Consider the following 20997-nt stretch of genomic DNA (forward strand, 5'->3'; position numbering starts at 1 on the left):
TGATGAAACTACAAGGAAAGAAAGTCCTTCAACTTGTCAGTGATGACTTCGAGGATTTAGAACTTTGGTATCCCGTACACCGTCTTCGTGAAGAAGGGGCGCACGTGATTTTAGCCGGAGAGAAGGCCGACCATGCGTATATCGGTAAATATGGTGTGCCAGCGAAGTCGGACGTATCATTTGATGATGTGGATATCACATCATTCGATGCGATTCTCGTACCGGGCGGCTGGTCACCTGACTTGTTGCGCCGTTTTGATTCGGTAAAAGGGTTCGTTCGTTATATGGATGAACAAAAGCGACCAATCGGTCAAATTTGTCACGCCGGATGGGTCTTGATTTCAGCAAATATTTTGGATGGTGTGAACGTTACGAGTACACCAGGAATCAAAGACGACATGGAGAACGCAGGTGCAATCTGGCATGACGAACCTGTTGTCGTTGATGGACATATCGTCTCAAGTCGTCGACCACCTGATTTACCAGACTACATGCGTGCGTTTATCGACGTATTCGCAAAACAGTAATTGACTCATAAAGGAGCTATACAACGTTGAACTTAAAATCGAATCCACTACTTCGTAAATCAATGCAGTCTACAGCTTACAGTGCCGAGCCGATGACGAAAGCAGGAACATGGTCAAAAGTGTTCACCTTGCTTCTTCTCGTGACAGCGGCAGCTGGAACGACATGGCTCGTCGTTCCTACAATCGGGGAAGGGCTCTTATTCCCGCTCATGATCGGGTCACTCATCCTCGCTTTTATCTTTGCGTTACTCATCACGTTCAAGCCGAATACGGCACCAATCGTAGCTCCTCTTTACGGAATCATCGAAGGGGTCTTCGTCGGTTCGATTTCATACTTCTTTGAAGCGATGGTCCCTGGTATCGTCGGTCGTGCCGTCATGACGACGTTCGTCGTCGCCTTTGCGATGTGGTTTGTCTATACGACAGGACTTGTCAAAGTGACGCAAAAGTTCAGAGCCGGGGTCATGGCTGCCATGTTTACAGTCATGCTGTTATATCTCGTCCAACTCGTCATGAGCCTATTCGGTTCAGGGTTGGCATTTATGACAGGTTCTAGCCCGCTTGCGATTGGTGTACAATTTGTCATTGTCATCGTCGCCTCGCTCGCACTCGTCTTAGACTTTGATTTCATCGCTCGTCAAGTCGAGGAACGGGCTCCAAAACAATTAGAATGGGTGGCGGCGTTCGGATTAATCGTCACGCTCGTCTGGTTGTATATTGAATTGTTAGACTTATTGTATCGTCTAGCGATGAGAGAATAATGATCAATCATCGATCCATCGGGTCGATGATTTTTTCACGAAAGGATGTGTTGATCTGTCTGTAAGGACAGATTCATGATGAAGAAAATTGTGATTATCGGGTCGGGAATCGTTGGTATCTCGACAGCCTATCATTTAGCTGGGAAAGCTGACGTGACGGTCATCGACCGCAAAGAAGAAGGTCGTGCGACAGATGCGGCGGCAGGCATCGTATGCCCGTGGATCGCGCAGCGCCGTAACAAAGCATGGTACGCACTTGCTAAAGGAGGTGCGAATTATTATCCTCAGGTCGTGAAAGAGTTAGAAACAGAAGGAGAGACAGAGACCGGTTACAAACGTGTCGGAACACTAGCCCTCCATGAAGAAACAAAACTCGATCAAATGATGGAGCGGACGATGATTCGTCGCGAAGAGGCACCAGAAATCGGTGAACTAGAACGATTGACCGCCGAAGAGGCGCAACGTCGTTTTCCTCCATTATCGGATGAATATGATGCGCTTCTTGTCACGGGTGGGGCACGCGTGGACGGCGGGAAGTTCCGGGCTGCACTCGAGCGAGTCGCCATGAAACGCGGTGTGACATTTGTAAACGGTTCGGCACGTTTGACTGGCGGGGATACAATTGGCGTTGAATGTGACGGGGTTGTATATGAGGCGGATGAAATCATCATTGCGGCAGGGGCGTGGCTGCCGGAACTGTTACAGCCTCTCGGATATACGGTTCGTGTCGACGGAGAGAAAGCGCAGCTCGTTCACGTCCAGTTAAAAGATACCGACGCGTCGGATTGGCCGGTCGTCATGCCGCCACGGCGCCGTTATTTACTTGGATTTGAAGACGGGAAGGTCGTCATCGGCTCCACCCACGAAAAAGGAAAAGCGTTCGATGTTCGACCGACCGCGATAGGCGTTCACGAAGTGCTAAGCAAAGGACTTGAGTCAGCACCTGGGCTTGCGGAAGCAGAACTCATCGAAACGAAAGTCGGTTTCCGTCCAGTCACCCCGAACTCGATTCCAGTGCTCGGGAGAGTTCCCGGTGCTGAAAAATTGGTTGTGGCGAACGGATTAGGGTCATCCGGTTTAACAGTTGGTCCGTTCATCGGTAAAGTGTTGAGTGACCTCGTCCTGACGGGTGATTGTGAAGTAGATCTTTCCCTTTATCCGATAGAAGATTTTATATTTAAAGCATAAGTTGAGGTGGTTGTCTGTTCATAGACAGCCACCTCTTTAGCGTTTGATGATGCCATTCAAAAAGAAATGAAAATAGTTTTCCATTGTCTCTTTCATATCCCCGATTGAAAAATGAGGATCAGATAGGATAGCCTGTTGCATCAATTGGACGTAACGTAAATAAGAACTGGTCGATAACGTGGCATCGATCGCGCCTTGTTGTTTCCCATACTCAATCAATCTAGCGAAGGATGCATAGCCACGGGACGCCAACTGTTCCCAGTTCGGATCTTGCTGAATCATCGTGGTGACGGTCTCGTCAAAAAGAACAGCTGTTTTGATTTTACGTTTCAAAATATCGATGAGTAACGTCTCAAACGGAGCGTTCGACTCAAGTTGCGCATCAATCCAATTCATTTGTTCCTCCGTCATCTGATTCAATACTTCCACCATGACTTGTTCTTTCGAACCAAAGTAATTATAGATCGACACAGGAGAGACATGTGCTTGCTTGGCGAGTTCACTTACGGTAAATCGAGATTGCTTCTCTGTCATCAAGTCATAGGCGGCACTTAAGATGGCCTGTCGTTTTTCTTCAGTGCGTTTTGCGAATCCATCCATTCGTCAGAGCGCTCCTTCCTCTAGTTTTGTAATAAATATACCATTTCCATTTCAAAAAAGAACGTGATATACTAGTTTTGTAATCATATCAATCATATATTTCAAAAAAGGAGGGTTTGTGATGATTCGGATTGAGCGATTAACAAAACGATTCGATGCAACTCACGGCATTTTTGATGTATCACTTCAAGTGTCACCGGGAACGATCTTCGGATTCATCGGACCGAACGGAGCCGGCAAATCAACAACGATTCGTCATTTGATGGGTCTGTTGAAACCAAGCGAAGGCAGAGCAACCATTAACGGGTTTGACTGCTGGAAAGAAACCGAGCAGGTCAAGCACAACGTTGGATATTTGCCGGGGGAAATCAACTACCCTCAAAATATGACCGGAGAAGAAATCATTCGATTGACGCGTCATTTACACAAGACGGATACCAAACGAGAACAACGACTTCGTGAACGTTTCGCATTCGATGAGTCGACGAAAGTCCGGAAGATGTCCAAAGGGATGAAACAAAAGCTCTCCATCATCACCTGCTTCATGAAGGAGGCGCCCGTCTATCTCCTAGATGAGCCGACGAGTGGACTCGATCCACTCATGCAGGAACGATTGATTGATTGGCTCATTGAAGAAAAACAAGCGGGAAAGGCGATTCTCATGAGTTCACACCACTTCCCGGAAATGGAGCGGACGTGCGATCGTGCCGCATTGATTAAAGACGGCCGTATCATCATCGAGGAAGATATGGAAGAGCTTCGGCAGCATAGCGTGAAACGGTATCGAATCGAATTTGCGACGGAGGATGAGGCAGTCCGATTCACTGAAACTTCTGGGACGAGAGATGGTGCACACGTTGAAGTCGCCATCACATCGCCACAAGATTTGAACAACCTGATTCGAACGCTTACCAACTTTGAAATTCGTTCATTAGAAAGTGGCGCAGACGAACTCGAACATTTATTTATGCAGTATTACGGGGAGGCGACATAAATGTTAATACACTCCATGTTTAAACAGAATCGGAGTTGGATTCTCGGTTATTCGGTCGGGACGAGTGTCTACCTATTCTTTTTGGCTGCGATTTTCCCGTCCATTCAGGAGACGGGATTAATTGAAGCAAAATTAGAGTCGCTGCCGCCTGAGTTGCTCGAAGTGTTTCAAATCGATGCGACGATGGCGATGGATAATCTACTCAACTTACTGTCGAGTAATTATTATGGATTGATTTTCTATGTACTTGCCGTATTGTTTGCGTTGACGTTTGCCTCAAAACTATTGGCAAAACCGGTCGATTCAGGGGAAATCATGTTGTATATGGCTGCCCCCATTTCTCGTGTCACGTATGTGTTGTCCACGTTTATCATCCTCATCATAGCGGTAGTTCTATTTGTCGGATTGAATGGCCTCAGTCTCATGGCAGCAGATCTATTGTTCGATTTACAAATCGACTATACGATTCTATGGATGCTTCAATTAAATGGGGCTCTCATGCTACTCGTATTAGGTGTCGTCGCCTATATGCTGGCCAGTTTGTTTGATGATAGTAGTAAATCTTATATGGTGTCCGGCGGAATCTTCACGTTCTTCTTGATGGTGAATATTATCAACGGAGTAAGTGAGCAGTTTGAATGGTTAGGAAACATCTCTTTCTTCTCTCTCTTCGATGCTCCGTCCATCATGCGTGAAGAGTTCGGTGGCGTTCACTTTATTTGGTTAATCGGCTTATTGATTGTTTTTTCATCTCTTTCATTCATCCGATTTACCCGAAAAGATTTAACGATTTAGTTTTCCGAAATAAATTGTCGGGTATGATACAATCAGCTCGTTAGAAAGAAAAGGGGATGAATGAAATGCTATATGCTACGTTACGAAACAAAGTAGAGATTCCGATGATTGGGTTTGGTGTGTGGCAAGTCGACAATGAGACGGAAGCACCAGCCGCTGTCGTCGAGGCGCTGAAGACTGGATACCGTCATATCGATACGGCTGCCATCTATAAAAACGAAGAAGGTGTCGCAAAAGGAATTAAAATCTCGGGAGTCGACCGTTCTGACCTATTCATCACATCGAAAATTTGGAATGATGATATCCGTGAAGGGAAGACGAAAGAAGCGTTTGAAGACTCATTGAAGCGCCTTGAGACAGACTATTTGGATCTTTGTCTTCTTCACTGGCCGGTAGATGGTTTCGTCGATGCATGGAAAGACCTCATCGACTTATATGAAGCAGGAAAAATCAAGGCAATTGGTGTGTCCAACTTTAAGGAACATCATCTAGAAGCGTTAAAAGAGGAAGGGTTGATGACACCACTCATCAATCAGGTAGAACTTCATCCTCAGCTTCCACAACCGGATTTATTGGACTATTGCCAAGATGAAGGCATCCAAATCGAGGCATGGAGTCCTCTTATGCAAGGTAAGTTCCTAGACATCCCAACTTTCTCTGAGATTGCAGAGAAGCACGGGAAGACACCAGCGCAAGTAGTACTTCGTTGGCATCTCGAATCGGGTCATGTGGCATTGCCAAAATCGGTGACACCGCACCGAATCCGTGAAAACTTCGATGTATTCGACTTTTCACTCGATGCGGACGATTTAGCGAAAATCGACCAAGTGGCGACAGGTGAACGCCTTGGGCCAGACCCGGATGAAATCGACTTTTAATAGAGGGGGGCTCGCATATGCGAGCCCCTTTCTACGTGTAGAGTCACATGGATGCGGGTAAAGATTGTTATGTTGCTAAAAGGAGGTGTTTGGTCTTCATTTCGAAGATCGTGCATATGGACTTATCAAAATGGCCAATTGTGAACTGGGTCGCTTTTTTGGCGACCGTCGTCATCAATTACTTTGCGAGCGGTGACAATGCCGCAGTTTCAGACCGAATCGATATCTATTTTAAACCGGCGGGTTACGCCTTCTCGATTTGGGGTGTCATCTATGTGGCGTTACTTGTATGGTTAGTCTTACAACTAAAGAAAGGAACGACGGCGAATCGGCAGGCTGAGCGCATGAAAGCAGGATTCCTCATTTCTTGTGTGTTGAACGGATTATGGCTCCTTGCATTTACGAATGAGTGGTTCGTGCTCTCCCTTGTGATTATGGTTTCGTTCCTAGCGTCTCTTTGCTGGCTGTACTACATCGCCTTCCGGACATCCACGAGCTGGCTCGACCGCTTCCCGTTCTCGATTTATATCGGTTGGGTATCGGTCGCGACAATCGTCAATACATTCGTCGTGATGAAGACGGAACGAATCACGTCGTTCTTAGGCCTTGATGAACTTGCTTGGACCTCGCTCATGCTCATGGTCGGTGTCGTTTTGGCACTTCTTTTCATGTGGTGGCATCATGATTTCATATACCCACTCGTATTCGTTTGGGCGTATATCGGTATTTTTGCGAGAATTGAAGAGGGGACATTATATGTCGTCATCGTCAGTGCGCTCGCGTTGCTCGCAATCGGGTATATCGGTTTGATCTTGTGGAAGCGTCCTAAATCGTTTCTCCATCATCCGCGAAAAACAGTACAACAATGAATAAAGAAAAGGATATCTTCATAGATATCCTTTTTTGTGTTCGTAAGAACCTATAAATAAATAATATTCGTGGATATTTATTCTTTATCTAACATAACTAAAACGATAAAACCTGTTGATATCAGTTGTGTATACGCTTTCATAGACGTTTGCAGACATTTCTATTATGCAAAAATACATACAGTCCACTTGATTTTTCAGAATATTTAGAACAGAATGTTAATTACGAAACTGTGAGTGAAAGGGGTCGATGATATGAGTCGAGTTGGACTGTATGACTCAAGATTTGAAAAAGACGCATGCGGGATTGGATTATACGTCAATCTACACGGACTAAAAAAACATGAGATTGTCCGTAAATCCCTCTCGATGTTATGCAACTTGGAGCACCGAGGAGGACAAGGTGTCATCGATGCCGGCGATGGTGCAGGTATCATGACCGAAATCCCACATGAATTGTTTACGCAAACGATGAACCTTCCGTCACTCGGTCGCTACGCTGTCGGAATGGTTTTTTTTCAGCCATCTGAAGATCGACTACAAGAAAAAATCAAATTGATGGAGCGTATGGCGGATGAATTAGACTGCTCGACCATCGAGTGGCGAGAAGTTCCCGTGGATTCGACGCAAATCGGAGAACATGCACGTGTGACACAACCAGTCATCTATCAGTGGTTTATCTCATGTCCGTTCCTCGATGAAGATGCGAATGAACGTGTGTTCTATGAACTCCGTCGAAAGATTGAAAAAGTCGAATCGTTACACTTATATATTGCAAGTCTATCGACAAAAACGATTGTTTATAAAGGGATGTTGACGCCTGTTCAAATCGACGCTTTTTATTTGGACTTGCAATCTCCACACTACAAGAGCACGTTCGGAATCGTCCATTCACGATTCTCAACAAATACGTTTCCTTCCTGGGAACGAGCCCATCCGAACCGCATGATCGTCCATAACGGAGAAATCAATACGTTACGAGGCAATATTGATGCGATGCGAGCGCGCGAAGGGGTCACATCGACAGACTTGTTTGAAGACGTGAACCATCTGTTCCCTGTCCTTCAGGAGGACGGGAGTGACTCATCGATGCTCGATAATGCCTTCGAGTTCTTCACACGTACCGGTCGTTCGATTGCGCACACAGCGATGATGTTGATTCCTGAACCGTTTGTTGAAGGAAAGATGGAGCCGTTCAAACGTGACTTCTATCAATATCACTCTTCCATCATGGAGCCGTGGGATGGTCCGACAGGGGTCGTCTTCACGGACGGGCGACAAATCGGAGCAATCTTAGACCGAAACGGGTTACGGCCGATGCGTTACGTCGAGACGTTGGATGGAGAGTTGATTCTGTCATCAGAGACAGGGGTCATCCCAGTCGACGCCGAGAACGTGAAATCAAAACAGCGATTACGACCTGGACAATTGCTTTTGATTGACTTGATCGAGAAGCGTTTGATTCCGGACGAGGAGATTAAAGAGACGATTGCGAAGTCCGAGCCGTATCATAAATGGCTCAAACAAATGATGAAAATAGAGGACAGAGGTGTTCAGGAGCAGAGTGTCTTAGAACTCGAACGTATGCAACGTGCATTCGGGTATACAAAAGAGGACATTGAACAGTATATGATTCCGTTGATCCAAGACGAGAAAGATCCAATTGGATCGATGGGACACGATCAACCGATTGCTGTTCTTTCCACACGCCCTCGATCGCTCTTCCATTACTTCAAACAACACTTCGCTCAAGTGACGAATCCGCCAATCGATGCTTTACGGGAGAAAATCGTCACGGCGACATTTACTTGGATCGGTCCGCAAGGAGATCCGGTCCATACCGGACGTGGCCATGCCAAACGAGTATGGTTGGATCATCCAATCATTGACGGTGCGACACTCAATCAAATCGATGAGCGACTCAAGCTCACACGCGTCGATACAACGTTCGAGGATGATTTAGAGGCGTCGCTTGAAGCCCTTTTACAAAACGTCAGCCAGGTCGTACGAAATGGCGCGAACGTAATCGTTCTATCTGATCGCCTCATGTCACATGACCGGATTGCCATGCCTGCGCTTCTCGTACTCAGTGCGGTGCACCAACACTTGATTCGGGAGAACTTGCGGTCGAACTGTAGTCTCGTCTGTGAGAGTGGAGAAGTTCGAGAAGTGCATCAGGCAGCGACTTTGATCGGATATGGGGCTGATGCGGTATGTCCTTACGTTGCCTATGCGACGATTCAACACTTGGTGGAGAATGAGCAGATTGCTCATTCATTTGAAGAGGCTGTTCGCTCGTACCAAAAGGCGGTCGTTGAGGGGATCGTCAAAATCATGTCAAAAATGGGAATCTCGACAATTCAAAGTTATCGCGGGGCTCAAATTTTCGAAGCTGTCGGCCTCGACCGAAATATGATTGAAACACATTTCCGGGGAACGACGTCTCAACTATCAGGGATTGGATTCATTGAATTAGAAGATGAGGCGAAAACGCTCCATAAATCTGCCTATACGACGAATCGTCCCCTTGAAGCGGGCAGTGATTTTCAGTGGCGTTCAGACGGGGAAGAACATGCGTTCAATCCGAAGACGATTCATTTGTTGCAACGCGCTTGCCGTGAAAACGAACGAAAATATTATGATGCCTACGTGAAATTGCACGAGTCTTCGGGACAGTTCATCCGTCAATTGTTCACCTTTAAAGCACAAAGTCCTGTGGCACTTGATGATGTTGAACCAATCACCGCAATTGTAAGTCGCTTTAAAACGGGAGCGATGTCGTTCGGGTCATTGTCGAAAGAAGCACACGAGACGCTCGCCATCGCGATGAACCAAATCGGTGCGAAAAGTAACTCGGGTGAGGGCGGGGAAGACCGTGCCCGCTTCGTGCCGGACGAGTTTGGAAATGAACGGATCAGTCGTATCAAACAAGTGGCGAGTGGACGTTTCGGTGTGACGGCCGAATATTTGTACCATGCCGATGAGATTCAAATCAAGATGGCCCAAGGTGCAAAACCTGGGGAAGGCGGACAACTTCCAGGGAACAAGGTGTATCCATGGGTCGCTGAAGTCCGGGGGTCGGTTCCAGGCGTCGGTCTCATTTCGCCGCCTCCGCATCACGATATTTATTCAATTGAGGATTTAGCGCAACTGATCTTTGACTTGAAGCATGTGAACCCGAATGCAAAAATCAGTGTCAAACTCGTCTCGAAATCAGGAGTTGGAACGATCGCAGCGGGCGTGGCGAAAGCGAACGCGGATACGATTGTCATTAGTGGATACGATGGCGGAACCGGTGCATCTCCGAAGACGTCCATCAAGCATACAGGACTCCCGTGGGAACTCGGTCTCCTCGAGACACATCAAACGCTCGCATTGAATGGGCTACGAGGTAGAGTCACGCTCGAGACAGACGGGAAGCTCATGACTGGCCGCGATATCGTCATGGCGGCAATCTTCGGGGCGGAAGAGTTTGCATTCGCGACAGCACCACTCGTCGTCCTCGGATGTATCATGATGCGCGCTTGTCACTTAGATACTTGCCCGGTCGGTGTCGCGACACAAGACCCCGTACTTCGTCAGAAATTTATGGGGAAACCGGAACATGTCGTCAATTTGATGACGTTCTTGGCTGAGGAAGTCAGAGAAATTTTAGCATCACTCGGTGTGACATCGCTTGACGACGTGATCGGTCGGACGGATTTACTCGAAGAAAGTGAATGGAAGACGAATCATCCGAAAGCGGGGCGTTTAGATTTGTCCCCGATGCTCTCGATGCCGACTCCGTTACCAGAACGAGAAGAACTACCGCATCCGGCATACCGCTCTTATGACCATCGCAAGCTCATCCCTGCTGTATCACGCTCCATCACTTCTACCCAACCGACGTTCTTCGTAGGGCGGGTCCGAAATACGGATCGGGCGGTCGGAACGCAGTTAGGGTTTGAAGTGACGAAAGTTCATGGTCAGGTTGGCCTACCGGACGATACGATCTCGCTTCGGCTTAGCGGATCTGCCGGACAGAGTCTAGGAGCATTTTTACCAAGCGGGATCACCATCTCTGTCATCGGGGATGCGAATGACTATATCGGCAAAGGCTTGAGTGGTGGGAAACTTGCTTTGATCGCTGAAAAGCATGCCCCGTTCGATGAAAGTGAACAAATGATTGCCGGTAACGTCTGCTTATACGGAGCGACGAGCGGTCAGGCGTTCTTTAACGGGCACGTCGGTGAGCGGTTCGCCGTTCGTAACTCTGGTGCGACGGTAGTCGTAGAAGGCGTTGGGGATCACGGGTGTGAATATATGACCGGAGGAACGGTCCTTGTACTTGGACAGATCGGACGAAATTTTGCAGCCGGTATGTCTGGTGGTACAGCTTATATTTACGGCACGCAAGCCTATGAACAACTCGTGAATAAAGAACTCGTCTCCGTCGTACAAGAACTGGATGATGAGGACATGGAACAAATTTATGCGCTTCTCGAAGCACATCAATTCCACACGGACAGTGTCAAAGCTCGGACGATTTTAGAGACATTTGAACAAGTACGTTCACACTTTGTGAAAGTCGTTCCGAGAGACTATGCGAACGTCTTAGACGTGATGCGTCAAATTGAGGCGAATCGTCCGGAATTGAGTGAGGCCGACCGAGCACTTGAATTGTTCCGTGTCGTGACTGAAGGAGGTACCGTATGAAACATAACTTTTTGAACATCGCGCGAACGACGCTGCCAGAACGTCATGTCGAGGAGCGAGTGAGGGATTATGATGAATATGCGTCTCGTATGGATGATCAATCCGTCCAACAACAAGCCGCACGCTGTATGGACTGCGGCACACCGTTCTGTCACGTCGGCGATTTGATTGGTCAGGAGACGATCGGTTGCCCGATCCACAACTATATCCCAGAATGGAACAAACTCGTCACGAAAGCGGACTGGATGGGTGCTTACCATCGATTGATGGAGACGAACAACTTCCCCGAGTTCACGGGAAGAGTTTGTCCTGCACCGTGTGAAGGATCATGTACACTCGGGATCAGTGAAGATCCGGTTGCCATCAAATCGATTGAGCGAACGATCATTGACCGGGCATTTGAAGAAGGCTGGGTAAAACCGAGACCGGTCCATCGAAAGACCGGGATGACGGTCGCCGTCATTGGAAGTGGTCCAGCCGGGTTGGCTGCAGCCGATCAATTGAATCAACTTGGGCACTCGGTCACGATTATCGAAAAGGCGGATGAAGCTGGCGGACTCCTCATGTATGGAATCCCGAACATGAAACTCGATAAAGATGTCGTAAGACGTCGTGTTCGTTTACTCGAACAAGAGGGCATCGTCATCCGGACGAACGTGGAAGTCGGTACCGACGTGACGGTCGAATCGCTTCGGAGCGATCACGATGCGGTCATCTTTGCGACAGGGGCTCAGAAACAACGCACGCTCGGGATCGACGGCGATGATGCTGTTGGCGTTGAAATGGCCATGGATTATTTGACGGCATCCATGCATGAACGTAAAGGAGCTTCTCTCGCCTCCGTTTACGATGCCAAAGATAAAAACGTCATCGTCATCGGAGGTGGAGATACAGGAGCCGATTGCGTGGCGACGGCGATTCGTCAAGGCGCAAAATCAGTCGTTCAGTTTGGGAAGCATCCATCAAAAGGGTTGCTTCGTGCCCCTGAGAAACCTTGGCCGCTTCAACCTGACACGCTTACGACCGATTATGCGTACGCTGAATCACTTGCGGTCTATGAGAAAGACCCGAGGACGTACTTGATTCGCTCCAACCAAATCGTTACGAAAGAAGGGCGAGTCACCGGAATCGAAACGGAACGAATGACGAAAGTGGTCAACCCAGATGGTCAAGCGACATTCTTCGTAGAAGAAGACTCGATGGAGATGTACCCTGCGGACCTTGTCCTCGTCGCAATCGGATTTGAGCGTCCGGAGCACGAGTTGAGAAAGATTGGTGTCGAGAAGACGAAAGATTTTCATACAGCAGTGGACAACGTCTTTGTCGCTGGGGATGCGAAACGAGGTCAAAGCTTAATCGTATGGGCAATTCGAGAAGGACGAGAAGTGGCGGAAGTGGTCGATGCGTATCTCGATACTTGCAAGACCGTCTTAAAAACCTCATCATAAAAAGGAGCGACTGCCGTCGCTCCTTATCTTTTGTTTAGGAGGAGTTTTATGTTCACCGAAATCCTCATGTATACGGGAATCTGGTTTATTCTCATCCTGATTTTATTAGGGACCATTTATTCACGACGGAAAAAATGATCAAAGCACCATCGCGGCAATCACACCGAAGATGATGAGTGGAATGTTGTAGTGTAAGAACGTTGGCCAAACAGTTTCGCGAAGGTGATCGTGTTGACCGTCAGCGTTCAATCCACTCGTAGGACCGAGTGTCGAGTCACTCGCAGGACTTCCGGCGTCACCAAGAGCACCTGCAGTCCCGATGATAGCAATCGTCGCCTCGACAGAGAAGCCGTACTGTACACAAAGCGGTACGAAGATCGCCGCAATGATTGGAACGGTTGAGAAACTCGACCCGATTCCAAGTGTGATGACGAGTCCGACGAGTAACATGACGAGAGCTGCAATCATTTTAGAATCACCCATCAAATTGCTCGCGCCATTGACAAGTGGATCGATTGCGCCTGTTTCACGAATGACAGCTGCAAATCCACTAGCGGCAATCATGACAAAACCGATAAATGCCATCATGCGCATCCCGCTCGTGAAAATGTCATCGGCTTCTGACCATGGGATGAGGCGGAAGAGAGAAAGCAAGATCAATCCTGTCACCGCCGATGCAATCATCGACTCCGTCTGCAATTGGACGATGAGGACGATTAGAACAACGACGAGCGTCATGATCATCTTGAAACCACTCATTTGACGAACTTCATAATCAGTTGGTCCTAGTGCGATTGTTTCGTACGAACGCGGTTTCCGGTAGTGAATGAACGCGGCAATCAAACCGACGACCATCCCTAACGCTGGGATTCCCATAATCGAGACGATGTTGACGTCTCCGACAGCCAAACCGTTCGCTTCGACGTTTGCAATCAAAATTTCGTTCAAGTAAATCCCGCCGAACCCGACAGGTAGCAACATATAAGGTGTCACGAGACCGAACGTCAAGATGGTTGCGACGAGACGGCGATCTAATTTCAATTCATTGAATAAGACGAGTAACGGCGGAATCACGATCGGAATAAAGGCGATGTGAATCGGAAGCACGTTCTGTGAGCTGATTGACAACAATAAGAGAAGCGACAATAAGAACGCTTTGACATAACTCACGCGTTTGCCTGATACGTCACGACCTGACATCGCGATCAACTTCTCAGCTAAGACGTCCGGTAGACCCGTCTTCGATAATCCGACGGCAAATGCACCGAGAAGTGCGTAACTAAGGGCGATGCTCGCTCCGCCGCCAAGACCGTCGCTGAAAGCGGTCAACGTATCGTTAAACCCAAGCCCTCCAACAAGCCCTCCGACTAGCGCAGCTAATATTAAGGACAATACAATGTGCACACGACTGATGGCGAGTGCAAACAAGACGATAACAGCAAGTAGTACTGCGTTCATATTGATCCAACACCTTTCACATTTTCTTTCTCTTGGTATCACTTTAATATGATAAAGACTTTTTGAAATTTAACATATGACGTGACCCTTGTCAAATCGAATATGAAAAAAGCGATAACTCGTGAAAGTTATCGCTGGCATGTTACATGTCGACGTTGTGATAGACTTGGCGCACATCTTCCAAGTCTTCGAGAACATCGATTAATTTTTCAAACTGTTCTTTCGATTCGTCATCGAGCGATACCTCATTTTGTGGAAGCATCGTCAACTCCGCCACGGCAAACTCTTCAACCCCAGCAGCCTTGAACGCAGTCTGAACAGCATGGAACGCTTCTGGCTCGGCATAGACGATGACCGTCTCATCTTCCTCGATGACGTCACGGACGTCAAGGTCGTGTTCCATCATCAGTTCAAGGACGTCATCTGCCGACATTTGGTTCACACCGATGACTGCTGTCGCATCAAACATGTACGCGACCGAACCGCTGACACCCATGTTTCCTCCGTTTTTACCGAATGCGGCACGGACTTCAGATGCTGTACGGTTCACGTTATTCGTCAACGTATCGACGATGACCATCGCACCGTTCGGTCCGAATCCTTCATAACGAAGTTCATCGAAGTTTTCCTCGTCGCCACCTTTTGCCTTATCGATGGCGCGATCGATGATTGCACGAGGCACGTTATACGTTTTCGCACGCTCCACAACGAACTTTAATGACTGGTTCAACTCAGGATCAGGTTCCCCTTGACGGGCGGCCACATAAATCTCGCGACCGAACTTCGCATAGACGCGACTCGTGTTAGCGTCCTTCGACGCCTTCTTCTCTTTAATGTTGTTCCATTTACGACCCATTACATGTCATCTCTCTTTCCATTTGTACGTAGATTCATTACAGATTATATAAGAAGTTGCGTGAATTGACGAGAGAAGTTTTACTCGTCACCTTTATCCATCTTCTCAACAATCTCGGTGAGCGTCTTCAGACTGTCAATGAGTCGATCGGTTTCATCTTCATTTAGAAAGGCGAGACGTTCCTCGAAGAGTCTGCGGAACGAGTCTCTCCGTTCGAGTAAAATACGTTCACCTTTCTCTGTCAACTGATTCCAAATGACCCGACGATCCCGTTCGTCCGGTACGCGTGTGATATAGCCCTCATTCAATAGTTTCGTGATGAGCGGGGTGACGTTCGGCGGTGCGATGGAGAGTGTCTCGCTAATTCGACCGTTCGTGACAGCCCCCTCGTCCTCAATCAACATCAATAGATGGAAATGAGAGAAGTTCAAATTCGGGATTTGTGGAAAATCAGATCGACGTAGCAGTTTACGACGAATTAAAGGGATCAGTTTGACGAACTGGTCCGCTGCATCTTGTTTCGGCATAGTAGATTCACTTCCTAGTTAGGTTCTACTTTCATTATACACGAGTTAGGTGCAGTTGAACCTAAAAACGGGTTGATGTGACGATTGATACAGCATAGAAGAGATACAACAGACACAATTGATGTAAGCGTTTACATTGATAGTGACTTACATTTTCATGAAAACGCATTCGATTTTACTGAGGACGCATATAAAAATCAAGAGCTATCAACAAAAGGCGAAAAAATATTGTGAAAGAGTTCACATTGTTGTCACCCACAAAATCTGAAAAACATTGTATTCTATGAATGTGAAGGAAAGCACAATCTCTTGAAAGCAGTCATCACATTGTGTCTTCCATCAAGTCAATATGTTCATTAAAAGCTCTCAATTATGAGGAGGAACCTAACATGGCAGTCAAAGAGAAAGCAAAAGTGGAAACTACGGCAGAACAAATGGTGGATACGCTCGTAGCGGGTGCACACGTCGCACTCGATACGTTGATGACGTTCGACCAAGAGAAAATCGATCATATCGTACAAGCGATGGCGCTCGCTGGACTTGAGCAACACGTCGCACTTGCGAAATTAGCACATACAGAAACAGGTCGCGGTGTCTTTGAAGACAAGATGATCAAAAACATCTTTGCGACAGAATATATTTACAACTCACTCCGTGGAGAAAAAACGGTTGGCGTCCTTGAAGACGATGTTCAAAACGGAATCACATACATCGCGGAACCAGTCGGTGTCGTCGCTGGGGTCACACCGGTCACAAACCCTACATCGACCACGATGTTCAAAGCAATCATCGCCATCAAGACACGTAACCCAATCATCTTCGCGTTCCACCCATCGGCTCAACAATGCTCAAGTGAAGCTGCACGTGTCCTTCGTGACGCAGCGGTAGCGGCAGGTGCTCCTGAAAACTTGATCCAATGGGTTGAAGTTCCATCGCTCGACGCAACAAAAGCACTCATGAACCACCCTGGTGTGGCAATGGTTCTTGCGACTGGTGGGGCAGCGATGGTCAAATCCGCTTACTCGACTGGTAAACCAGCACTCGGTGTCGGACCTGGTAACGTACCGGCCTATATCGACAAGACTGCGAAAGTGAAACGTGCCATCTCTGACGTCATCCTTTCAAAAACGTTCGACAACGGTATGATTTGTGCGTCGGAACAAGCGATCATCGTCGACCAGGAAGTATACGAAGAAGTGAAGGCCGAAATGACGGCACTTGGTTGCTACTTCTGCTCACCTGAAGAAAAAGCAAAACTTGAAACACTCGTAATCCGCACGGACACATGCGCGGTTAACCCGGAAATCGTAGGGAAGCCAGCAGCGTGGATCGCTGAAAAAGCAGGACTCAAAGTACCAGCTGATACGAAAATCTTGATTGCTGAACTTGAAACGGTCGGCGCAACTGAACTTCTTTCTCATGAGAAATTGAGCCCGGTTCTCGGTGCTTATAAAGTACAATCGCGTGAAGAAGGATTCGCCATCGCTGAAAAAATGCTCGAAATCGGTGGTCTTGGTCATACAGCAGTCATCCACTCAACAGATGACGATGCGATCCTCGAATTCGGTCTTCGCATGAAAGCTTGTCGCATCATCGTCAACTCACCTTCAGCACATGGTGGAATCGGTGACCTTTATAACGAAATGACACCATCACTCACGCTCGGTTGTGGGTCTTACGGTAAAAACTCCGTCTCAGAAAACGTGACGGCGAAACATCTACTCAACGTGAAAAAGGTGGCGAGACGTCGCGTGAATATGCAATGGTTCAAAGTACCTGAAAAAATCTATTTCGAGAAGAACTCAGTACAGTACCTTCAATCGCTCACAACGAAAAAACGGGCGATGATCGTCACTGATGAAATGATGGTCAAACTCGGATTCGCTGACAAAGTTATCAAAAACTTGCCTGCAGGCGTCGAGTATCGCATCTTTGACCAAGTCGAACCAGACCCATCTGTTGAGACGGTCATGAACGGTGCCGAAGCGATGCGTCACTTCCAGCCAGACATGATTATCGCACTTGGTGGAGGTTCACCGATGGATGCTGCGAAAGGGATGTGGCTCTTCTACGAACGTCCAGAAGAGAAATTCTCAAACCTTCGTCAGAAATTCATGGATATTCGTAAACGGACTTACAAGTTCCCGACACTCGGTAACAAATCAATGTTCATTGCAATTCCGACAACTTCTGGTACAGGATCTGAAGTGACACCATTCACCGTCATCACAGACAAAAAACGTAACGTGAAATATCCGATTGCTGACTACGCGATCACACCAGACGTTGCAATCGTCGACCCTGAGTTCGTCATGACCGTACCAGCATCGATTACAGCTGACACAGGAATGGACGTCATGACACACGCAATCGAAGCATACGTTTCAGTCATGGCGAACGATTACACGGACGGCCTTTGCCTCCGCGCCATCAAGATGATTTTCGACTACCTACCAAAAGCGTATGAAAACGGTAGCGACGCGGAAGCACGTCAGAAAGTGCATAACGCTTCAACGATGGCTGGTATGGCGTTTGCGAACGCGTTCCTCGGAATCAACCACTCGATCGCTCACAAAATCGGTGGAGAGTTCCACGTACCACACGGTCGTACGAACGCAATCCTTATGCCACACGTCATCCGTTACAACGCGACACGCCCATCAAAACTTGCGGCGTTCCCGAAATATGAGTCATTTATCGCAGACGAGCGTTACGCAGAAATCGCACGTTACCTCGGACTTCCAGCAAGTACGACAGCTGAAGGTGTCGAGTCACTCGTCCAAGCGATTATCGAGCTCGGTCAACGGTTGAACATCAAATTATCGTTCAAAGCGCAAGGCATCAAGAAAGCAGAACTCGATGCGAAGATTGACAAAATGGCAGTCGACGCATTCGAAGATCAATGTACGACGGCGAACCCGAAAATGCCGCTCGTTGAAGAATTGAAAGAAATTATGTACGCAGCGTACGAAGGTGTATAAGTAAAGAATCGATCAAAGTGCCCGTTCGAGAGAGCGGGCACTTTTTTATTGTTTCCTAAATACAAAAATAAATCCCAAAATTATATTGAAATTGATGAAAAATTAAATAGTCACAATATAAATAGCAATTTATAATAAAACTTGGCATACATAGCTAATTACCTTATAGAGTGGAGAATATAGAATGTTATTAATCATCGGTCTGCTACGCTCGGTAGCGACAGTATTCCTCTTTTTCAACCCGATTCATCCGACGCCGATTGAGACGGCTGAATATTTTTCGTCAATCGACCGAAGTGCAGACAGTTGGGAAAGTGCCGACTTTTTTGAAACATTAGGAACCGATTTACAGGTTGAAATGGATCGAATCGTTCACTACACAGAGCGAACGACATATTGGTCCGAACTCCTGATTGAGGGCGAGACGTTTGAAGGGTATTCGAACATGTTGTTTGAAAAACCGTTTAAAGGTAAGGTTTTACATATGCAATGGGGACAAAACATTCCCGACGTTAAAGGAAGAGTAATCGTATTACCGACGACCGAGTTTTCCTACGAAAACGGAGAAGATGCGTACACAATCGACTACTATGGAGAGATTTTGAATGACCGAGAAGCGAACGCTTATTTGTCATTACTTGCTTCAAAAGGGGCTGCTGGATACATCATCACACCGTATGAAAATGACTCATCTGATATGGGTTATTTGATTACATCATCCTATTTACCACTAGACGGTACAGGGATAGACTCGGAAACGGCAGAACAGCTGAAGGATGATCAAACCGTAAGGGTCAAACCCTACCACGAAGAAATCCCATATGTCGAATTTGTTCAAACGGGTAAGTCAGACAAGGAAATCATCATCATGTCACGACTTGATTCAACATGGCACGGCGCACATTATTTATCTACGGTCGGTCCCTCAACTGTTTTATACCACCTGATGCAGGTGATGAATGCTGAGTTGCCTGAGCACACGATTCGATATGTCTTTTTGAACGGGAATGGTAACTCGAAAGAAGCGAGTGACGATTATCTTGAACGTCTGACGAATCGAACAGAGAAAATCGATGCGGTCGTCATGCTCGATATTCTTGGAACAGGGGACGGTCCCTTGTTCGTTCGGACGAAAGGAATGAAATCTTATTCTCTGCTTGAGGAGGAGCCGTTTGAAGAATTAGAAGTTCGCTCGTTAGCGAGTTCCCCTGGCGATGCATATGATGAAGCGAAACTCACATATCTCACGTTAAGTGACTCACTTGAAGGGAGTTGGCATGTGCTGACGGAGAAAGATTCCTTTGAACGCCTTTCAGAAGAAGGAATATCCAATGCTGTCGATTTTCTTCACGCTTGGCTGACTAATTAATTACACACATAATGTCGCTGTCCGATGAGACAGCGACATATTTTTTTTGGTGGCCGGTTTCGGGTATGATAGAAGTGGAGGCGATACGATGAAACAAGAGATGACGATTACGACAGCATATGGAACGATTGCAGGAACTTTTCTTTCACATGAGGAGCCTCGGGCGACCATTGTCATGTTGAGCGGGAGCGGACCGAGTGACCGTGACGGAAATATGGGTGGCGTCGGTTTTAATACGTACGCCAAGTTAGCTGAGGCACTATACGATCATGGTTACAACGTGTTCCGATACGATAAGCAAGGAATCGGGAAGTCGGATGGTGACTTTAATAAGGTAGGTCTACATGATTTGATTAACGATGCGATTCTTGTGGTGCGAACGATTCGGCAACTAGCGGACGTGAACCATCTCTATATACTTGGCCACAGCGAGGGAGCAGTCCTCGCACCTGCCGTTCAGCTTGAAACGAAAGCGGATGGACTCATTTTATTATCAGGATTCCATGAGTCATCGAAACAGATGTTTTTGTATCAAGCAGACGCCTTAGCAAAGGATGTCGAACGGGTCAAAGGATTGAAAGGCATGTTTTACCGAGTGACAGGCGTGGCAAAAAAAGTAAGGCAACGACAGGATGATTTGCTCGAGCGATCTTTACGTACGAACGTATCCGCATTTAAATATCGGGGACAAGTCGTGAACGCGAAATGGATTCGCGAACATGCCTCGTATGACGTACGAGAGCGGTTAGAACATGTCACCGTTCCGGTCCTTGCGATTACAGGGGGACGTGACGTTCAAGTCCCACCGGAACACGTCCATATGATTCAGACGAAAGGGGAAGTTACGTCCTCTATCATCGATGACATGAATCACCTTCTCGTGGAGCGAGATTCGCCGCATTCTCTTCTGACGCTTCATAAAGAATACCGCGAGGCGATTGATGAACCAATTCATCCAAAACTCGTGCAAGAAATGGTGGAGTGGTTAAGAAAACAGTCATAAACACAAAAAACGGTCATTTATTGACCGTTTTTTGTGTTATAATTGTGA

At 47.2% G+C, this 20997-nt stretch carries 16 protein-coding genes; 12 read left to right on the top strand and 4 right to left on the bottom strand.

Annotated elements, in window-relative coordinates; all coding sequences use genetic code 11:
- Positions 1-2 precede the first annotated feature (2 nt).
- From KNO75_RS03420 to KNO75_RS03430, 3 genes are all read left to right on the top strand, one after another.
- On the top strand, positions 3-527 hold the full coding sequence (locus KNO75_RS03420) for a type 1 glutamine amidotransferase domain-containing protein (protein ID WP_214788362.1): 525 nt from the start codon (positions 3-5) through the stop codon (positions 525-527).
- A 26-nt stretch (positions 528-553) separates the two neighbouring features.
- Entirely contained in the window at positions 554-1288 is a 735-nt protein-coding gene (locus tag KNO75_RS03425) for a Bax inhibitor-1/YccA family protein (RefSeq protein ID WP_214819780.1), read from the top strand.
- Between the two features lie 78 nt (positions 1289-1366).
- Positions 1367-2476 carry an NAD(P)/FAD-dependent oxidoreductase gene (locus KNO75_RS03430; protein WP_214788357.1) on the top strand — a complete coding sequence of 370 codons (1110 nt, stop codon included), beginning with the start codon at positions 1367-1369 and terminating at the stop codon, positions 2474-2476.
- Between the two features lie 36 nt (positions 2477-2512).
- On the opposite strand, the gene KNO75_RS03435 is transcribed toward KNO75_RS03430, so the two are convergent.
- Positions 2513-3076, bottom strand: coding sequence for a TetR/AcrR family transcriptional regulator (locus KNO75_RS03435; RefSeq protein ID WP_214819782.1), 564 nt, complete (start codon positions 3074-3076; stop codon positions 2513-2515).
- 121 nt (positions 3077-3197) lie between these two features.
- Here KNO75_RS03435 and KNO75_RS03440 point away from each other — a divergent pair, with 121 nt between their 5' ends.
- The 6 genes from KNO75_RS03440 (at position 3198) to KNO75_RS03465 (ending at position 12755) form a co-directional block, all read left to right on the top strand.
- The gene (locus KNO75_RS03440; RefSeq protein ID WP_214819784.1) at positions 3198-4070 is read left to right on the top strand and encodes an ABC transporter ATP-binding protein; all 873 of its coding nucleotides are present in this window, start codon (positions 3198-3200) and stop codon (positions 4068-4070) included.
- Positions 4071-4865, top strand: coding sequence for an ABC transporter permease subunit (locus tag KNO75_RS03445; RefSeq protein WP_214819787.1), 795 nt, complete (start codon positions 4071-4073; stop codon positions 4863-4865). It abuts the gene before it with no gap.
- Positions 4866-4930: 65 nt separating this feature from the next.
- Positions 4931-5743 (top strand): aldo/keto reductase, encoded by an 813-nt coding sequence (locus KNO75_RS03450; RefSeq protein WP_214788345.1) that lies wholly within the window; start codon positions 4931-4933, stop codon positions 5741-5743.
- A 116-nt stretch (positions 5744-5859) separates the two neighbouring features.
- Complete coding sequence (locus tag KNO75_RS03455) at positions 5860-6612, top strand: tryptophan-rich sensory protein (protein ID WP_214817471.1); 753 nt, start codon at positions 5860-5862, stop codon at positions 6610-6612.
- A gap of 255 nt (positions 6613-6867) precedes the next feature.
- Positions 6868-11307 (top strand): glutamate synthase large subunit, encoded by a 4440-nt coding sequence (gltB, locus tag KNO75_RS03460; RefSeq protein ID WP_214819789.1) that lies wholly within the window; start codon positions 6868-6870, stop codon positions 11305-11307.
- Positions 11304-12755 carry a glutamate synthase subunit beta gene (locus KNO75_RS03465; RefSeq protein ID WP_214819791.1) on the top strand — a complete coding sequence of 484 codons (1452 nt, stop codon included), beginning with the start codon at positions 11304-11306 and terminating at the stop codon, positions 12753-12755. The genes gltB and KNO75_RS03465 overlap by 4 nt, the downstream gene beginning before the upstream one ends.
- A 138-nt stretch (positions 12756-12893) precedes the next feature.
- On the opposite strand, the gene KNO75_RS03470 is transcribed toward KNO75_RS03465, so the two are convergent.
- The 3 genes from KNO75_RS03470 to KNO75_RS03480 all read right to left on the bottom strand — a co-directional run bounded on the left by KNO75_RS03470 (position 12894) and on the right by KNO75_RS03480 (position 15596).
- The gene (locus tag KNO75_RS03470; protein ID WP_214819793.1) at positions 12894-14213 is read right to left on the bottom strand and encodes a Na+/H+ antiporter family protein; all 1320 of its coding nucleotides are present in this window, start codon (positions 14211-14213) and stop codon (positions 12894-12896) included.
- A gap of 142 nt (positions 14214-14355) precedes the next feature.
- On the bottom strand, positions 14356-15069 hold the full coding sequence (locus KNO75_RS03475) for a YebC/PmpR family DNA-binding transcriptional regulator (protein WP_214795291.1): 714 nt from the start codon (positions 15067-15069) through the stop codon (positions 14356-14358).
- Positions 15070-15149: 80 nt separating this feature from the next.
- Entirely contained in the window at positions 15150-15596 is a 447-nt protein-coding gene (locus tag KNO75_RS03480) for a MarR family winged helix-turn-helix transcriptional regulator (protein WP_031423822.1), read from the bottom strand.
- Between the two features lie 389 nt (positions 15597-15985).
- Between KNO75_RS03480 and adhE the strand changes: the two genes are divergently transcribed.
- From adhE to KNO75_RS03495, 3 genes are all read left to right on the top strand, one after another.
- Positions 15986-18577 carry a bifunctional acetaldehyde-CoA/alcohol dehydrogenase gene (adhE, locus tag KNO75_RS03485; protein ID WP_214788327.1) on the top strand — a complete coding sequence of 864 codons (2592 nt, stop codon included), beginning with the start codon at positions 15986-15988 and terminating at the stop codon, positions 18575-18577.
- A 184-nt stretch (positions 18578-18761) separates the two neighbouring features.
- The gene (locus tag KNO75_RS03490; protein WP_214819795.1) at positions 18762-19946 is read left to right on the top strand and encodes a zinc-binding metallopeptidase family protein; all 1185 of its coding nucleotides are present in this window, start codon (positions 18762-18764) and stop codon (positions 19944-19946) included.
- Between the two features lie 88 nt (positions 19947-20034).
- Positions 20035-20949, top strand: coding sequence for an alpha/beta hydrolase (locus KNO75_RS03495; RefSeq protein ID WP_214819797.1), 915 nt, complete (start codon positions 20035-20037; stop codon positions 20947-20949).
- The last annotated feature ends 48 nt before the right edge of the window (positions 20950-20997 follow it).

It is taken from the genome of Exiguobacterium sp. s35 (genome assembly GCF_018617535.1).
Taxonomy (GTDB): Bacteria; Bacillota; Bacilli; order Exiguobacteriales; family Exiguobacteriaceae; genus Exiguobacterium; species Exiguobacterium aestuarii.